This window comes from Micromonospora sp. NPDC007220 (assembly GCF_040634035.1).
Lineage (GTDB): Bacteria > Actinomycetota > Actinomycetes > Mycobacteriales > Micromonosporaceae > Micromonospora > Micromonospora reichwaldensis.
The window spans coordinates 529,268-545,883 of sequence record NZ_JBEYEU010000001.1; the positions used below are offsets into that span (position 1 = coordinate 529,268).

The following is a 16,616-nucleotide window of genomic DNA, read 5'->3' on the forward strand; positions in this document are numbered from 1 at the left end:
CAACTCGAAGTCTAGATCCAGATGTCAACGCCGCCCCACCATGCGGTTGGCACCCGAGGTCTGACGTGTCAGACTGCGGAACCCAGATCGGCGAGCTCGGAGGCGGCGTTGACAGACAAGTGGGCGGCTGATTTTCGCCTCAGCATCACCCGCGCACTCGCCGACCAGCTGGAAACCACCCTGCGGCCCCTCAAGCCCACCCCCCTGACAGCGGCTAACCTCTCTGCGGTCCTGAGTCGTCCCGGCGTGTACGCGCTGTTCTTCAACGAACGGCGCGTCTACGTCGGGAAGGCCGCCGGATCGCTGCAGGACCGGCTGACCCAACATCTCCGCAAGCTGTCCGGTCGCACTGGGTTCGACTCCGCAGCCGTTCGATTCGTGTGCGTCTACGTTGACGAGGACCTTGACGCGGCAGCGCCGGAAAAGCTGCTCATCAAGAAGTATCGGGAACATGACAGCATCCCGTGGAACACCAACGGTTTCGGTAACAAGGACCCGGGGCGCAATCGCGACACGAGCGTGGTCAAGGCGGCGCACTTCGACGCTACCTATCCCATTGATCTTGAATACCAGTGCCGTCCGGAGCCGGGGATGCAGTCGGTAGCGGCCGTCTTGGAGGCCGCGAAGGGCCAGTTGCCCTATCTGCTGCGGTTCGACAGCGGCGCGGCAGCCAAGAAGACTTACCGTGACGCGTTGATGGTTGTGCCCGCCCAGCCCTTGGCCGCGAGAGATCTCGCCCAGCAGTTGGTTGCCGCTCTACCCGCTGGATGGCAGCTGACGGCGTTGCCTGGCTACCTCATCTTGTATCAAGAGCGTCGTCGGTATGACAGTGCCCTTGGCTGGTGGCGACGGGAGTCGGGCGGTGACGTGCAGTACACCCCGGGTCCCCGCCAGTTCGCAGCAGGTGCGGTGGACGCGGAGACAGCGGACGTGAGTGCTGCCGACGCCGGCTCGCTCTTCGAACTCGACACGTAACTTGCATTACTGAGAGGCGTCGATCGCGAGTGCCCACCTTCGTCGATTACGTGGAGATTAGTCCCGCCGCCGCACGAGACCAGTGGCGGGCCATTCTCACGCGCACACCGGTCACTGCCGGCCGGCAGGTGGCCTTCCTTCCTGTCGAGACGTTGACGTGCCTCGCCGCGAGCCTGCTGGTCAACCACCGCAAGTACGGCGGCTCGACCGCGCATAGGGCCGAGGAGCCTGTCCCCGCACTCGGGCGTCTGTTTGAACGCCCCAACAGCAGCGTCCTGGCGAAGATGGCGAACCTTGACGGCAGTAGACGCAACGGCGCCAAGTACGAGATCGAGGTAGCCGCTCATCTCCTCGCGGTTCCGGGGCGCCTGGGCGCCGTCTACCGGGTCATACTCGCCGCAGCGCGCGACGTCGGTATCGGCTCAGAGAACCTGCCGGACTTTCTTGGCATCACCGAGGACGACACTGACCTTCGGCTTATCGGTCAGGACGAACTCGAGGCAGCGGAAGTCGAGGAGGCCGTACAGGCGACCTCGGCTGCCTGGCTCGAGTCGCGCGCCGATCTCGACGAACAGACGACAGAACGCCTCCTCGTCGCCGCTGCCCGCATCGGTCAGCACCGATTCGCCAAGGAGGTGCTGCGCAACCACGGTCACCGCTGCGTCTTCTGCGGCCTGTCGGTGAAGGTGGCAGGCGATAAGGCTCCCCGGATGCTGGTTGCCAGTCACATCAAGCCATGGCGGACGAGCACCCCGGCAGAGCGCCTAGACGCGCGCAACGGCCTTACCGCCTGCCCTACGCATGACGTCGCCTTCGACACTGGCCTCATGACTGTCAACGGCGGCCTACGTATCCATCTCAAGCCCTCACTCGCGGACGCCGTACGGACGGACACGGCGACCCGCGCCGCTTTCGGTCGACCGCCGTTGGCTGACCGTCTCCTCCTGCCCGCAGCCGCGCCGCCTCCGCGGGCGAGGTACCTAACGTGGCACCACCTGCATATCTATGGAGACACGCCATCGACGGCATCCGGTACTCCCCGTCGGTAGGCATGTCCGGTCCTGGCGGTTCTCCGCATCTGTATCGGCTTGGCATGGGTCGTCCTTTCGAGGCGTCGAGCCGCCGTGGTTAGCTGCCACGTACAGCGGTCAACTACTCGCATCGTGAGGAAGATCAAGACGACAAAGAGGATCGTTTTGGACGAGCCCGCCGGTTGGAAGCCGCCTCCCGGACCGCAGTCGCGACGCGATCGGCGGCCTCGGTGGGATTCTCGTGCTCCCAAATCCTGATCACGGTCCAGCCGGCTTCGGTGAGTAGTCCATTGGTCTCCGCGTCGCGGGCGCGGTTCCCAGCGATCTTGTCGCTCCAGAAGCGGTCGTTGGCGCGAGCGGGACGGTAATGCTCGGGGCAGCCGTGCCAGTAGCAGCCGTCGATGAAGACCGCGACGCGAGCTGCGGGAAAGACGACGTCAGCGGTTCGACGCAGGCCGGCCAATGGTCTGGCGTTGATCCGGTACCGCAAGCCCATCTTGTGCAGAAGCGAGCGTACTCGTCGCTCCGGGCCTGTGTCCCGAGCCTTGTTCGCGCGCATGACGGTCCGAACGGCCGGGCTCTTTGCCCAACCCGATGAGGCGGTGTCCGATGGAGTGAGAAGGCCTCGGGCCAAGGCCAGCCGCCATCCCTCGGCCAGGTTGTCGGCCCGGGTGGCGTGTTCGACCTCGCCCAGGTATCGAGCGGGCGAGCGACCCCTGTCAGACCATCGCAGATAGGCCCGAATCCGGCGAGTCCGGGGCAGCAGTTTGAGCTCCACGGAGGCGCGGGCCCGACGTCCATCGCCGAGGTCAACCCATCGCCGATCGGGTCCTCCGGCGGCACGGTCCTGCTCTAGGGATGCCGCTTTTCGGCTGCGGCCGCGCCGGCCCCTCCAGGCTCTTGAGTCTGGGGGCTTATCCGCCCAGTGACTTTCGGATCTGGCCGCAGTGGTGGTCACCGTTGGATCTCGGCCTCGTCGAGGGCTGCGGCGATGGCTTTCGCGAAGAACTCGCCGAGGACGACGGGTACAGCGTTGCCGAGCTGGCGCATCTTCTCACCCCGAGGACCAGCGAGCAGCCAGTTGTCTGGGAAGGTCATGACGCGCGCTGTCTCCCGTACGGTCATGTACCGATGCCGGTAGGGATACTGCTTCTCGCGGGCCGGTTCAGGCAACAGGTCGTCGGTCAACATCACCGACTCGCCGCCAGGGACGCCATGCACCCCCGCCTTGACCGTCTTGGCGGGTCGGTCGAGCTCGTTCGGTGTATGGCCGGCGTAGATGCGCGCATCCGGCCAGCCGATGTGGTCGGTGAACCCACCGAGATTGTGCTCTCGCCGATCGAGCCGATCCCAAGGTACGGGCGGAAGGGGGGGCTGTCCGTCAAGTCCTTGGAGGGCATCCCGCAGGGTCCGCCACGGAAGCCTGCCGTCATCCTCGGGAGGGGTAGTTGGTAGTCGGGACATGACGCGCTCGCGTACGTGCTCGGGCACCTGGGGATGCCTCCGCCAGTAGGTGCCGTCGAGCATCGATCGAACCAGCGCCGCCTCCGAGTACCGCGGACGCACCGACCGCTTGAAGCGCTCGATGTCGACTCCCAGATCCGACCGAAACGCCACCATGATAATCCTGTTGCGGATCTGCGGAACGCCGTAATCGGCGGCGTTGACCGTGGTGGTGACGACGTCGTATCGCCGCTTGGGGTCCGGCGGATCCTCTGCCAGGCGTTCCTTGAGTACCTCGTCATGGTCGCGCCAGGTCGAGTCGTGGTCACGCTCCTGGAAGGGGAGCCGCAACTCGCGCTCGATGTACTCGAAGTATGGTCGAAAGGACGGGCGCAGCAAGCCTCGCACGTTCTCGCACATGACGGCCTTGGGCTGGATCTTGCGGATGGCGCGAAACATCTCCGGGAACATGTTCCGCTTGTCCTCGTCGCCCCTCGCGACGCCGCCCAGGCTGAACGGCTGGCAGGGGGGTCCCCCGGCGAGGAGATCCACCCGGTCCCATAGGTAGTCGAACTTGACCCTACTGACGTCGCCCCTGACCAAGGGCCACCTCTCACCGGGGAGGGGCACCCGCTCGGTCTCCCCACGGTCAACGGCGACGTTGGCCTCAAGCGTGTCGCACGCGTACTTGACCAGTTCGTTGACCAGGAGGGGGCGAAAGCCCGCCCGGTGAACAGCCATCGCCAAGCCGCCACCGCCCGCGAAGAGTTCAACCGAAGTGCGGTCCCTGATCTGCTCTCCAGGCGGCTCAGACATGCGGGGATCATACCGCGGAGTTGTCGATCTTGAAAAGGCGAATCGCGCGATCGTCGCAGCCGCCGGGTCTTGGTGTCGGCTGAGTCCGTCCGAGCCGCGGCATCCGCGCGACTCGGGGTGTGGTTGGGTATCGCCATCAGGAGGAGGGTGATGGCAACCTGGCAGCTCGGTCCGTTCGACAACGACGACGCGGTCGAGTGGTGCGATGCCCTTGAGGCCGCAACCGCCGACCGGCGCGCCGAACTCGTACGCGACACCCTTGCGGTGGCGGCGGCCGGGCGGGCCCTCACGGCGGGGGAAGCCGCTCGAGCGGTGGCGGCGGCCGCCGCGGCGCTCCAATCGCTCAGCGGCGTGCCGTTCTCGAACTCGGCGTACGCTCCACGCTTCCTGGCCGACAGAGGGGCCATGGCAGTCGAGTCATCAATTCGAGACCTGGCCGTGCGAGCGCTCGGCGAAGTGCTCGCGAATGGTTCAGCGTGGCGACTGCGATGGGCTGATGACATCGAGGAGGAAGAGGCTCTCGCTGTCGTCGAAAGCCTTCGGAGTCACCTGATCTCGGCGGTGACGCCGTAGTCACCCGTCGTTGGGCAGGTTCTCGTCAGCATCTGCCTCAATGGATATGTCCTTCCCGGCGGCGGTGGTAACGCTGCGGTTGTGGCAACTGCCGTCCAAACGTGGCCGGCGAGTGACGGGGGTCATCGACGAAATGGGGCTGCCGCCAGATGAGCGGTCCCACGCGGCCGAGCGCCGTTGGCTGAGGGCGTCTTGTGGGTTACGTGAATGTGACCCTCATGTTTGACTGGATCTATGCGGGCGGGGGTAGCGCGGCTGGCAATCGACTGTGGAAGCCTGGGTACGACTGCGGCGGTGGCGTGGCCGGACGGCAGTTGGACGCCGCTGCTGTTCGACGGCGAGCCGGACCTGCCGAGCGCTGTACTGCTCGCCCCTGACGGTGCCATGCTGACCGGTCATCAGGCGTGGCAGGCGGCCGCGAGCGTCCCGGACCGGTTCGTTCCGGCCCCGCGTCACTCACCTGACGAGCACCGCCTGGCCATCGCCGACACCCAGGTGGACGGCGTCGACCTGGTGGCCGCGACGCTGCGCCGCGTCGCACATGAGGCATATAACGCGGTCGGGGCGCGGGTGGAGGATGTGCGGCTGGTGGTGCCCGCCGGGTGGGGGCCTCGACGGCGCACCTGGTTGCGGCAGGCCGCTCATCGCGCGGGTCTGGCGCAACCGCGACTGGTCGAGGCGCCGGTCGCTGTCGCCGAGCATCTGCTCGCCACCGGCGTACAACTGCCGGTCGGATCGTTCCTCGTGGTCTGCGACGTCGGAGCGGGGGCGGAGGTCACCGTCCTGCGCCGGGGCCCGGCCGGATTCGAGGTTCTCGCCACCCTGGCCGACCCGGCCGCCGGAGGCACGGCGATCGACGACGCCATCATCATGGCCCTCACCGCCCACGACGGTCCGCACGATGGGGACGGCGGCCGGTGGGCTCTCGCTGCCAGCGTCCGGGCCGCGAAGCACGCCCTGGCCGACCATGCCGCGGTGACTCTGCCCCTGCCCGACGCCTCGGCCACGGTGCTCACCGTCGGGCTGCTGGACCAGGCCGCTCATCCTGTCCTACAGCGCGTCGCGCACCTGGCGGCCGAGGCGATCGCCGCGGCGGAGATCAGCGTGCACGACCTCGTCGGCGTGTACTGCGTGGGCGGTGTCGCCCGGTTACCGCTGCTGCGGCAGGTCCTCGCCGACGCGGTGCCGGTGGCCCTGACCGTTGTTCCGGAGCCGGCGATGGCGGCGGTACGTGGCGCTGCCGATGTCGGCGCCATCAGCCCCGGAGCGGCGGCGGTACCGCCGGAGGTGCCGGTGCCGCCGGTACGGCGCGCCGTGGCGATCGCGGTGCCCGGCTTCGCGTCGCTGGGCCTGGTCTCGCAGTTCCTGCTCACGCCGGAGTGGAACGGCGCCATGATGTACCGGTCAGCGGTGCTCAACTGGGGCGAGCTCGCGGTCGCGGCGGTGTTCGCGGTTACCGCCAGCCTTGGCGCCGGCACCGTCCTCGGCTCGGCGGTCGCCGCCCGGACCAGCCTGGCGGCGGGACCGTCGCTCAGTCCTGGCTCGCAGACCGGCACCGGGATTCTGGCGTCAGCGTCCCTCGGCGTCGCCGTCGTCGGCATGTACGCCGTCGTCGGCAGTCTGTATATCGGTGATCCCGTCGCGGGATTCCTGCGGTGGTCGTTGCTGCCGGTTGCCCCGATCGTCGCCGCATCTGCGGTGATGGCCCTCGTCGCGGCCCGGCAGTGGCGCACGCCGGTGGGCGGTTGGTCGCAGATGCTCGCTTTTCCGACCGGGTCGGTGATCGCCGCCGGGCTGGGTATGGCGATGATCCAGTACTCGCTGACCGCCGACCGCTGGCCCGACATGGTGGTGTGGATCGACCTCGCCGGTCGTGTTGGTGGCCTGCTTCTCGGCGTTGGAACCGTCATGGCGGTGGTACCCCAGCCGATCCTGCGGCTGATCCTGGGCGCACCACTGGGGGTCATCACCGCCGCGTTGGTCAGCAGGCCGGCCTCGGGGATCCTCGGGGTCATCTACGCCATCGCGGTGGCCGCATGGTGGCTGCGTCAACTGTGGACTTGCATCCTGCCCGGCAGAGCTGGTCGACCGCTGCGATGAGCCTGTCGGCCACGGCGCGCTGCCGCGTCCACGCGAAGGGGTGGCGGGGATGAGCTGGCCCCGCCGGGCGATGGGCATCGCGCTCGTACTGCTGGTGCTGGCGGCTCCGCCATGGCTGCTGGCCACCGTCGTCGGGCCGCCGCTGCCCGGATGGCCGACCGGGGCGCAGTTCCGCGACTGGATCGCGAACCCGCTGACCCCGCAGGCACTCACCGTCGGACTCACCGCCCTGGCATGGCTGCTCTGGCTGGCGGTGGCCTACACGGTCGCGGTGACGGCTGCCCGTCGGCTACGGGCCGGGGCCCGCTGGCTGCGCCGCCTCCCGCTGCCCACGCCGTGGCAGGCCGCTGCGACGAGCATGGCCGGCGCCGCCGCCCTTACGACCGCCCACGCCCACGCCCCCGCCTCCGAGCTGCCGGACGTGCCTCTCCCGGCGGCCACCGAGGGACCCCACCAGCTCCCCTCCGACGCGACAGCTCGGGCCGGCGAAGGAGTGACGGTTGCCGGGGGCTGGCTTCCCGACGAGACCGCCCGACAGGTCACAGCCGCAGCAGCCCTGGTGTGGCTGCGCCGCCGTCGCGCCTACCAACCCGGCCGCGATTCCGGCGAAGCCGCACCGCTGACGCCGATGCCGGACACGGTGAACGCCGCGCGGGCAGCCGTCGCCGACCGCCAAACGCCAACGGCCACCACCAAGGCCGCAGCGCCGGACCTGCCCGCTACCGGGGTGGCGTACATCGGTGACGGTGCCGCCGACGCCACCCGCGGTGTCCTGGTCACGCGCCTACTCGCCGCCCTACGCGACCCACCCGACACCGCCCGGGTGCTCGTCACCCGCACCACGCTGACCACCCTGCTGCCCGACCTCGCCGCAGCAGCCATCACGATCCCCGGGCTGAGAGTCGCCGACACCTTCGAGGAAGCCATTTCGCTGCTACCGTCCCCAGCCGGCGCGCCCGCACTGATCGAGGGCAACAGCGGCCCCCTGGTGCTGATCACCGCCCCGCCCTCCGCAGAAACGACTGACCGGCTGACCGGCCTGACGAGGCGAGCACAAGTCGTCGCGCTCGGCGCGGCACCACTCGGGTACACCTGGCACATCGACCGCCACGGTCACACCATCGACGCCCGGACCGGGCAGGCGGGGCCGCGGCTGTGCGTCCTCGATCGCACCGCCGCGACGGACCTGCTCACCGTCCTCGCCCACCCCACGACCCCGATGCCCGAAGACACCTCATCGGCGCCCGCACCACAGAAGCCGGCAGTTGACGTAAGCGTTCGGATTCCCCGCCAGCCTGGCAGTGACAACCCACCCGCGGTCATCCCGCCACCCGCCGCGTCGCCAGCGGTCCAGTTGCGGGTGCTCGGCCGCCCCGCCCTGACCATCGACGGACAGCCGGTCACCATCCGACGCAGCGCCGCCCTGCAGGTGCTGGTCCTCCTCGCCGTACACCCCGACGGCGCCACCACCACGCAACTGGTTCAATCCATCTGGCCCGGCGTGCCCGTCCACACCGTCACCGGCCGCCTGTACACCACTGTCAGCGCCCTACGCGTCGCCGTCCGCGCGGCGACCCCCGTGACGGTGCTCGCCAGCACCGACGACCGCTACCACCTGGATCCCGACCGTGTCGATGTGGACCTGTGGCGGCTGCGCACAGCCGCCCACCATGCCGCCGCCAGCCTGACCGATCCGGCGCCCGCCTGGCAATCGGTGATTGACGCCTACACCGGTGACCTCGCCGCAGGTCACACCTGGCCGTGGATCGACCAACCCCGCGAGGCCATCCGCCGTCTGGCCCTCGACGCCTACGCCAGCCTCGCGGCAGCGCACAACGACCCGCACGACCGGCTGCGGACCCTGCAGGCGGCGATCCTCGTCGACCCCTACAACCAGGACCTACACCAGCGCGCCGCAGACGAACTCACCGCGCTCGGCGACCCGGTCGCCGCCGAGCGGCTCCTGCACGCCCATCAGCAGCTTCTGCACCGCAGCGGTGTCGCCGCCAGCGAGACACCAGTCGGCACCCGCCGCTGACCGGGCCGGTACACGGCCCACACCGCCGGCACTGGAGGGTCTACGTGTGCAGGAACGCGGCCACCCGCCACCGGGTTGGCCTGCGAGTGTAAGGCCGTGTGAGGCGGTGTAAGGCGCTGTCAGCCGGCATCCCATCCCACCGCTGTCCCAGTAGTCATAGCGTCATGGCACCGCCCATCCCGCCTGACGACGCCGCCTCACGTCGCGGGTCGGACGACGAACGGACGCCACATGACTTCCCGCGCCGCCCGTATTCTCGCGATCGCTACCAGCGTCCTCTCCACGACTGCTGTACCCCTCGTCCTCGCCGTCACCGGCACCTGGACACCGGCACTACCCGCACCGGGTGCCGTGCGGCAGTGGATCGCCCAACCGATCAGCGCCGACTTCATCGCGGCTCTCGCCGTCACCGCTGCGACGGCACTGTGGCTGCTGCTGGCCACCGCCATCTTCACCCACGCCTACCGCGCACTCGGCCACCAGCTTCGCTGGACGGCCAAGGTCCGCCTTCCCGGCCCGATCCAAAGCCTCACGGCGGCGCTGCTCGGCGCGACCGCCGTGACCACAGTCGCCGGCGCCACCGCCCACGCCGCTCCTGTCACCACCAGCGGCGGCGATCTCCCCGCCGCTGAGCCCGCCCCCACTGCGTCCACCCCGCCAACTAGGGAACTGAGCCACCCGGATCCGCCGCGGACCACGCGGGCAGGGCCCACCTACACAGTGAACCGCGGCGACAGCCTCTGCCGGATCGCCGAGCGGACACTCGGCGACGCCGACCGTTGGCCGGAAATCTATGCGCTCAACCGCGGCACACACTTTCCCCGCATCGGCGGCACCCTGCGCGACCCGGACCTCATCCACCCCGGCTGGACGCTCGACCTGCCCGCCGACGCGGCCCCACCCACCCGTACACCGATCGACCGGCCACCGCGCAAAGGCCCGGCCCACACCCAGCCGTCGCCGCAGGCCCCGCAGGCACCCCCGACCAGTCCGGAGCCGGTCACCAGTACGCCCCGCGCGCCCACTGCCTCACCCCAGAGCACCACGGCTCCGAGCCGTAGTGCCGAGGCACCGGCCCCCGCCGCCCCTGGCACGGCGAGCCCGGCGACACACGACACCAGCCGCACCAGCGACCGGACGACGCGGGAAGTGTGGTTGCCCAGCGGCAGTTGGGTCGATCTCAGCTTGGCCCTCGCGATCGCCGCTGCGGTCGCGCTGGTCTGGGCGAACCGGCGGCGCCGCTACGTGCCCCGCGAGCCCACGGCAACTCCCCACATGAACGCCCCGGCCCTGGCTCCGATGCCTCAGGTGGTCAGGCAGATCCTGCGCGGCCTGCGCCGCGCCGCCGGGGACAACCCCACCCCGTACGACTGGCACGGCGGCCACGACGATGACGCGCACGATTTCGTGGACGAGCCGCCATCTACCGGCACTGGCGACGGCGGCGACGCCCAGGAAGCCGACAGTCAAGGCGCAACCGCCCGCTCTTCCGGCGGCGGCGGCGAACCCGCGCCGCCGCTGACGTTGGACGACCCGCCGTCGGCGCTGTGGCCGTCAACCGGATTGGAACTGACCGGTCCCGGCGCGGAGGCCGCAGCTCGGGGACTCCTTACCGCAGCCCTGGCCGCCGACGGCGCGCAGCACCCAGAAGTCCCCACCGAGGTGGTCGTCCCGTCAACGACCGCAGTCATGCTGCTGGGCACCGCGGCCCTCACCCTGCCGCACACGCCCCGGTTGACCATCACCGCCAGCGTGGACGAGGCACTGGAGCTCCTGGAAGCCCAGACGATGCGACGTACCCGTCTGCTGCACCAGCACGAGGTCGACAGCGTCACCGAGCTGCGCCGCGTCGACCCCCACGAGGAACCGCTTCCGCCGGTCATGCTGCTGACCGCCGCCACGAACCGCCGAGAGTGTGCCCGCATCGCCGGCCTCCTCGCCCAGGGAAAGCACCTGGACATCTACGGGGTGCTGCTCGGCACCTGGCCCGAGAACCACACCGCTATCGCTACCGCTACCGCCACCGACACCGAAGGCGCCCCGCCCACTGACGCCGCTCGACTCGCCGTGCTCGACCCGAGCCAAGCCATCGTCATCGCCGCAGACGGCACCACCAGCCGCGCCGACGGCCAGGACGCCGACCACAGCGGTCACCCGGCCGACATCGGCCGGCTGGCCGTCCTCACCCCTACCGAGACCATCGACCTGCTCATCACACTCGCCGAGTCCCACACCGGCCAGCCGCACACACCCGCACCGATCGAGCCAGCCAGCACCGCTGCCGAGGAACCGGACCACCCCAGCCGACCGACAGAGCAAAAGACCCCGTCCCAGGCCGTCCAGCCGAAGGCAGACATCCCCTCTTTCCTCGAGGATGGCGCCGCACTGCCGGCATCCGGCCCCGGACCCGTGCCTGCCGTCACGACGATCACACCGACTCCCTCCGACAGCGGACAGACGACGACCACCGAGACGGCGGCGGCCACCACGCGCGCCGGCACTGCCACCGCACCCGACGCGGACACAACCGATGACGGTGGGGCCGGCGACAGCGTGGCGACGCGCGCCTTAGAAAAGCCGGACATCGACGGCACAGCCGGGAGCAGCCGGCAGGCCGGTTCGGGTCGAGTGGAGGTCACCGTGCTCGGCCCGGCCGCTATCGCCGACGTGCCACCCGGGCCGACCCTGCGCAAGAAGGCCCTCGAGGTGCTCGTCTACCTGGCGGTACACGACGGCAACGCCTCCGCCGAGGCGATCCTCGACGACCTGCTGCCCGACGCCCCGGCCAACAAGGCACCCGGCCGGCTCTACACCTACGTATCAGACCTGCGCGCCACCATGCGCCGCACCGCAGGACCAGGCACCTACCTCACCCATCCCAACCACCGGTACGCCCTCGACCGCGACATGATCGACGTGGACCTGTGGCGCATGCGCGCCGCGATACGCGATGCCAACCAGGCCACCGACCCGAGCGAACGTCTCGCCGCGCTGCGCCGCGCGGTCGACACCTACGGCGGTCACCTGGCCGAAGGCGCCGACTACGAATGGATCGAGCCCTACCGCGAAGCGGTACGACAGCAGGCACTGGACGCCTATCTGGCCCTCGCTGACGCCCTCGCTGGCAGCCCGGCTGAGCAGCTCCCGGTTCTCGACGCCGCGATCCGCCACAACCCGTACGCCGAAGAGCTGTACCAGCAGGCGATGCGGGCGCGGGCCGCGCTCGGACACCTCGATGCGATCCGCGCCCTGCGCCGCGCCCTGACCCGCGCTCTTAGCGACATCGATGCCGAGCCCAGCGACGAGACCATGGCCCTGGCCGACCAGTTGGTCGCCCAGACGCAGCGCTCCACCCGACGCTCTGACCTTCGACCAGCGTCCCGGCCTGGTGACGGAGCGGCCTCGTGACCGCCGCACCGCTACTCCCGCAAGACTCCGCCCGCACCCCGCAGGTGGCGGACGTCGAGCCCAGGAACCTGACCCGCCTCCGGTGGGCCGTGCGGGCCGTGCTCACCCTCGGCGTTGCCGCGTCCGTCGCGGCGAACGTCCTGCACGCCCGGCCGAACCTCATTAGCCAGATCATCGCTGCTTGGCCACCGCTGGCGCTGCTGCTGACCGTCGAACTCATCTCGCGGGTCCCCGCAGACCGACGCGGTCTGGCCGCCGTACGACTGATCGCCGCCGGTGTCATCGCCGGCATCGCCGCTTGGGTGAGCTACTGGCACATGGTCGGCGTCGCCGCCCGGTACGGCGAAACCAGCGCCGCCGCCTCCTACCTGCTGCCCATCTCCGTCGACGGATTGGTCGTAGTGGCCAGCATCAGCCTGGTCGAGATCGCGGGACGAATCCGCGCCCCCTCCGTCAGCCCGGCCGAAGGCGAGCATTCCGCCACCGTGCCAGCGGAGATGCCGTTCGAGACGGCCGAGCCCCAGAGCCTGAAGGCACCGGCCCCTGCCTCAGGGACGCCTCCGGCAGCGCAGATGGCCCAAGGCCTCGACGTGCCGCCGACGGACATGCCGGAGGCCGAGATCCGCAGGGACGAGAGCGCGCCTCCGATCGCGGACACCAGCGGGCACAAGCCGACCGGTGCAATCGACCACGAGGACGCTCACCTCGCCCGGACCGGTGACGACGCCGCGGCGCCCCCGCACGCACCGCCGCTGCGGGGCACGGAACCCTCACACCACGCTACAGAAGGATCTGGAACCAGCAGGTCCCGCACCACTGGCTCTCCAGGCACCCCCGTCGAGAAGGCGAACGAGCAGAACAGGGCCCATCCTCCGGGCGCTGCCCACAGAATTGAGCTAGAACCCTGCGAAGGTCAGGGATGTGGCCCCGTACCGGAGGGCGGCAGAAGCAGCGCAGAGGTGCCGCCCGGCACCGCTGGGGCCGTCGCCTACTGGTACCGCAGGGATCCGTCGCTGCATCCGGCCGAGATCGCCACTAGAATCGGTCGGTCTGAGCGCACCGTCCGCCGTTACTGGCCACCCGTGCCGCGCACCGCGAACGAGCACGACACCAGTCGCTCCGCGAAATAGGTTGGCGCCTTTTAGCCCGAGACGACGTACAAGGAATTGATCCAACGGCTCAGGGCTCCGCGTCACGCCGACGCGGGGCCCCGAGCGCGTTCCGAAGGAGCTGGATCCGTGCCGACGGTCGTCGACGCTGTCATTCCCACCGACAACGGCCTATTTCTGGTTCGGGATGTCGATGCCACCAGCCGTGCAGCCCGGCTGGCTGCCTTCCAGGCTTCCCGCATTCCCAACAGCCGTCGCGGACGTCTCTGCGCCGCCGCCAGCGGCATCCTCCTCGTCCGTGGCGCCCACCAGATGACCTGCCCCCGGATCCGAATCGAGGTTCTGGACGTCGCGCCCGCCGACGAGCCGCCCTGGCACTGGGAACCACGCACCACATTGGAACTCGCCACCGGACGGCTCGTGGTGGAAGCGGACCCGAGCTTCCCGCTCGACGTACCGGAGGTCCACCTGCCCGACGGGCCGGGTCGCTACGCCGTCGCACTCGGACACACCGGCCGCGCCAAGATGCAGCAGGAGGCCGCCCGGGTGGGCGGGGCGACCCTCTCCGCCTCCTCCGACGACTCCTTCGCCGCCTGGCGAAGCCTCGACGGCACCGAGCAGTACCTGATCCGGCTCTGGCCCGACCGCCGGAACGGTTAGCCTCTGTCCTCCATCACGGCGGTCGCTGACAGCTGCTGGTCGACGATGTTGGTTTGGGCTGGTCGGCCGGTTCGCTGGCACGCTGATGGCCCGACGCTGGGCCGGGTTCCTCCGTGCTGCGTGTCGAGGTGTGAGGGTTCGGGGTCAGCCGGCGGGTCGTGGCAGTGCGGCGAGACGGCTGATTGCGCCGGTTAGGGCGTTGGTCCATGGCCAGTCAGCGGCGATGGCGATGGCTGGGCGATCAGCGGCTGTGCCTGCGGGGCGAAGCTGTACCCGTCTTCCCAGGGGAACCGGTTGTGCCGGTCGGGCCACACGAGCTGCTGGAGGCGGATCCGGTCGCGGCCGTAGCGGTTGATCGCCATCGCGGGTGGCAGTTCGTCGGTGGGTGGTCCGCCGATGACGATCGCGTCGTAGCCGGCGATGAGGTCGCTGATGCGCTGGCCGTGGGTGAACCGTTCGGCCTTGTCGTAGACCCGGCGGGCCAGGTCGTTGAGGAGACTGTGGGCGACCTCGGGTGGCAGTCCGGCGGTGATCAGTTCGGGGTAGTCGTGGGCGGTGAGTCCGACGGTGTAGGCGAACGGAACGGTGGCGTCGTCGGTGGGCAGCACGTGGGTGACGGCCCAGCCGGCGGCTTCGATGATCTCTTCTTGGCGTCGGAGGAAGTCGTCGATGTCACGCACGAGGGTGTCTCCTGATCATTCGGGGGTGCGGGCGGAGTCCGGGTCGGGTGGCTCGACGTCGACGAAGCCCCAGAGCCGTTCCATGACCTCGAGTTGCCAAGTGCGGTAGCGGTCGGCGAAACCACGGCAGACCGCGGGCGGGACCGGACTACCGGCGTAGGGCAGGGTCGAGTGGCAGATGATGTAGCCGGCGCCGCCGCGCGCCTCGGCCACCATCTGCTTGAGCCGACCGGGTTCGAGGTGCATCGGGTTACCGGGCTTGAAGATGCAGGTGGCGCACTCACGGGTAAGCCGTCGGGTCTTGCCCAGTTCCGGGTCGCCGACGCTGAGTCCGGGTGACCGGTCGATACCTGGTTCGTCAGCGGGATCGGACAAGCTGTCCATAGCCAACTCCTTGTCACTGCGGCACGGAGCCCACATCTGTGGATGCGGGGCCGGCGGATCCGGGTGAGGGGAATGCCTCGGCGCCGGGTGGCGCCCGTGTGGCCTGGTCAGAGCTGACCCAGCCAGGTCAGCACCGTGTCGACGTCGGCACGGCGCAGCCCGTCGTACGGGTCGACCGGATGGAGCAGGGTGGGTGCGCCGCTGGCGGTGCGCTGGCCGGCGGCGGTGGGGTCCTTGCCGCCGAACTCGTCGTCGAGGACGGCGAGTGGCCGTCGCGCAGCCCAGGCGTACAGGTCGGCGAGTTTGCTCTGGTGGCCGAAGCGGACACTGCCGGCGTGGGTGGGGATGTGCGGCCAGGTCGGCAGGCCGAGTCGTGGCGCGATCCATGCGGCGGCGAGGTGGTTCCACCTGGTGCACCACACCGGTTGGGCGTGCTCGGCCAGTTCCCGCAGCCACGGCCCGTGGTCGGGGTGCAGCCAGACGGTGCCGGTGACGCGCCGGCCGTCCGGGTCGGGCCCGTCGTAGCGGTGCGGTCGGTAGCCGAGCGTATCGGCGTGGGCCGGGTCGGCGGGGTTGAGGACGCCGTCGACGTCGATGGCCACGATGGGTGAGGCGGGCTGTGCCAGTGGTCGGGTGCTGGTCACCGCTGGGCCTGCTCGATGGTGACCGGGTGCAGCGGCACGGTGAGCCGGTCGGCGGCGCGGCCGGGCCCGTCCGCGGGTTGCCACCTGCCGGCGGCGGCGCGGGTGGCGAACGGGCCGACGGCGGCGAGCCAGCCTTCGGCACGGTCGAGCAGCACGAGAATAACGGCCCGCGCGTCGTCGGGGGCTGGCCGCAGGACCGGGACGAGGTCGGGCGGTAGGCCGACCCAGCCGGTTGCGGGTAGCGCCGTGACGACGGGGTCGTGCAGCGGCACGGGTTTGGTCACGGTCAGCGTGGTGCTGTCGAGCGCGAGCGTGGCGGCGTGGGAGCGGGCCGCTTCGGCGCCGCTGGTGGGGCCGTGGGCGCCGAGTTCGCCACTGGTTTGGACTGCCAGCAGCGCGTGCGGATCGCGGATCTCCAGGGAATCGAGGACGGCGAGGGTGACCGTGTCTCCGGTGCGCATGTCGCGCAGGGTGAGCAGGACCGGCCGTCCGTCCGGGTCCCGGGTCCAGGTGATCGCGTCGAAGTGTTCGCTGGTGACGTCGCGCAGGCGCCGCCAGGCGCGGTTGTCGGTGTCGAAGGGGTGTTCGTCGTCGGTGCCGTAACGCATGAGGAACTCCTTGTTGGGCAGCGTCATATCGCGTCCCGGACCCGGGGTCGGTCGGGACGCGATGCATGCACGCTTCGATGGCGCGGGGTGGTCAAGTCGCGGAGACGCAGCGAGGCCGTTCGGCATCGGCCCTCCGCGAGATACGAG

Annotated in this window: 14 protein-coding genes; 8 read left to right on the forward strand and 6 right to left on the reverse strand. The window is 69.9% G+C overall.

The features are described 5' to 3' along the window. Nucleotides 1–108: 108 nt before the first annotated feature. Together ABZ573_RS02610 and ABZ573_RS02615 are read left to right on the forward strand one after the other, a co-directional pair. Entirely contained in the window at nucleotides 109–975 is an 867-nt protein-coding gene (locus ABZ573_RS02610; RefSeq protein ID WP_358114940.1) for a GIY-YIG nuclease family protein, read from the forward strand. 29 nt (nucleotides 976–1,004) lie between these two features. Next, on the forward strand, nucleotides 1,005–2,024 hold the full coding sequence (locus ABZ573_RS02615; protein ID WP_358114943.1) for an HNH endonuclease: 1,020 nt from the start codon (nucleotides 1,005–1,007) through the stop codon (nucleotides 2,022–2,024). 124 nt (nucleotides 2,025–2,148) lie between these two features. On the opposite strand, the gene ABZ573_RS02620 is transcribed toward ABZ573_RS02615, so the two are convergent. Then, complete coding sequence (locus ABZ573_RS02620; protein ID WP_358114946.1) at nucleotides 2,149–2,565, reverse strand: very short patch repair endonuclease; 417 nt, start codon at nucleotides 2,563–2,565, stop codon at nucleotides 2,149–2,151. Between the two features lie 395 nt (nucleotides 2,566–2,960). Beyond that, nucleotides 2,961–4,265, reverse strand: a complete 1,305-nt coding sequence (locus tag ABZ573_RS02625) for a DNA cytosine methyltransferase (RefSeq protein WP_358114949.1) — start codon at nucleotides 4,263–4,265, stop codon at nucleotides 2,961–2,963. A 123-nt stretch (nucleotides 4,266–4,388) separates the two neighbouring features. Here ABZ573_RS02625 and ABZ573_RS02630 point away from each other — a divergent pair, with 123 nt between their 5' ends. From ABZ573_RS02630 to ABZ573_RS02655, 6 genes are all read left to right on the forward strand, one after another. Next, nucleotides 4,389–4,838, forward strand: a complete 450-nt coding sequence (locus ABZ573_RS02630; protein WP_358114952.1) for a DUF4259 domain-containing protein — start codon at nucleotides 4,389–4,391, stop codon at nucleotides 4,836–4,838. A 294-nt stretch (nucleotides 4,839–5,132) separates the two neighbouring features. Further along, entirely contained in the window at nucleotides 5,133–6,938 is a 1,806-nt protein-coding gene (locus ABZ573_RS02635) for an Hsp70 family protein (RefSeq protein ID WP_358114955.1), read from the forward strand. 49 nt (nucleotides 6,939–6,987) lie between these two features. Then, entirely contained in the window at nucleotides 6,988–8,976 is a 1,989-nt protein-coding gene (locus tag ABZ573_RS02640; RefSeq protein ID WP_358114958.1) for a hypothetical protein, read from the forward strand. A gap of 231 nt (nucleotides 8,977–9,207) precedes the next feature. Next, the gene (locus tag ABZ573_RS02645) at nucleotides 9,208–12,384 is read left to right on the forward strand and encodes a BTAD domain-containing putative transcriptional regulator (protein ID WP_358114961.1); all 3,177 of its coding nucleotides are present in this window, start codon (nucleotides 9,208–9,210) and stop codon (nucleotides 12,382–12,384) included. A gap of 68 nt (nucleotides 12,385–12,452) precedes the next feature. Next, entirely contained in the window at nucleotides 12,453–13,514 is a 1,062-nt protein-coding gene (locus ABZ573_RS02650) for a DUF2637 domain-containing protein (protein ID WP_358116098.1), read from the forward strand. Between the two features lie 108 nt (nucleotides 13,515–13,622). Then, nucleotides 13,623–14,153: a hypothetical protein gene (locus ABZ573_RS02655; RefSeq protein WP_358114964.1), complete on the forward strand. Its 531-nt coding sequence runs from the start codon at nucleotides 13,623–13,625 to the stop codon at nucleotides 14,151–14,153. 191 nt (nucleotides 14,154–14,344) lie between these two features. On the opposite strand, the gene ABZ573_RS02660 is transcribed toward ABZ573_RS02655, so the two are convergent. The 4 genes from ABZ573_RS02660 to ABZ573_RS02675 all read right to left on the reverse strand — a co-directional run bounded on the left by ABZ573_RS02660 (nucleotide 14,345) and on the right by ABZ573_RS02675 (nucleotide 16,496). Continuing rightward, nucleotides 14,345–14,833 (reverse strand): DUF4262 domain-containing protein, encoded by a 489-nt coding sequence (locus tag ABZ573_RS02660; protein WP_358114967.1) that lies wholly within the window; start codon nucleotides 14,831–14,833, stop codon nucleotides 14,345–14,347. A gap of 15 nt (nucleotides 14,834–14,848) precedes the next feature. Further along, entirely contained in the window at nucleotides 14,849–15,217 is a 369-nt protein-coding gene (locus tag ABZ573_RS02665; RefSeq protein ID WP_358114970.1) for a hypothetical protein, read from the reverse strand. A gap of 107 nt (nucleotides 15,218–15,324) precedes the next feature. Beyond that, nucleotides 15,325–15,861, reverse strand: coding sequence for a hypothetical protein (locus ABZ573_RS02670; protein ID WP_358114973.1), 537 nt, complete (start codon nucleotides 15,859–15,861; stop codon nucleotides 15,325–15,327). Next, nucleotides 15,858–16,496, reverse strand: coding sequence for a hypothetical protein (locus ABZ573_RS02675; RefSeq protein WP_358114975.1), 639 nt, complete (start codon nucleotides 16,494–16,496; stop codon nucleotides 15,858–15,860). Before ABZ573_RS02675 ends, ABZ573_RS02670 begins: the two co-directional genes overlap by 4 nt. Between the last annotated feature and the right edge of the window lie 120 nt (nucleotides 16,497–16,616).

Coding starts and splice junctions, on each gene's coding strand:
- ABZ573_RS02640 (WP_358114958.1), top strand. CDS start 6,988: ATGAGCTGGCCCCGCCGGGCGATGGGCATCGCGCTCGTACTGCTGGTG.
- ABZ573_RS02665 (WP_358114970.1), bottom strand. CDS start 15,217: ATGGACAGCTTGTCCGATCCCGCTGACGAACCAGGTATCGACCGGTCA.
- ABZ573_RS02645 (WP_358114961.1), top strand. CDS start 9,208: ATGACTTCCCGCGCCGCCCGTATTCTCGCGATCGCTACCAGCGTCCTC.
- ABZ573_RS02620 (WP_358114946.1), bottom strand. CDS start 2,565: ATGCGCGCGAACAAGGCTCGGGACACAGGCCCGGAGCGACGAGTACGC.
- ABZ573_RS02675 (WP_358114975.1), bottom strand. CDS start 16,496: ATGACGCTGCCCAACAAGGAGTTCCTCATGCGTTACGGCACCGACGAC.
- ABZ573_RS02625 (WP_358114949.1), bottom strand. CDS start 4,265: ATGTCTGAGCCGCCTGGAGAGCAGATCAGGGACCGCACTTCGGTTGAA.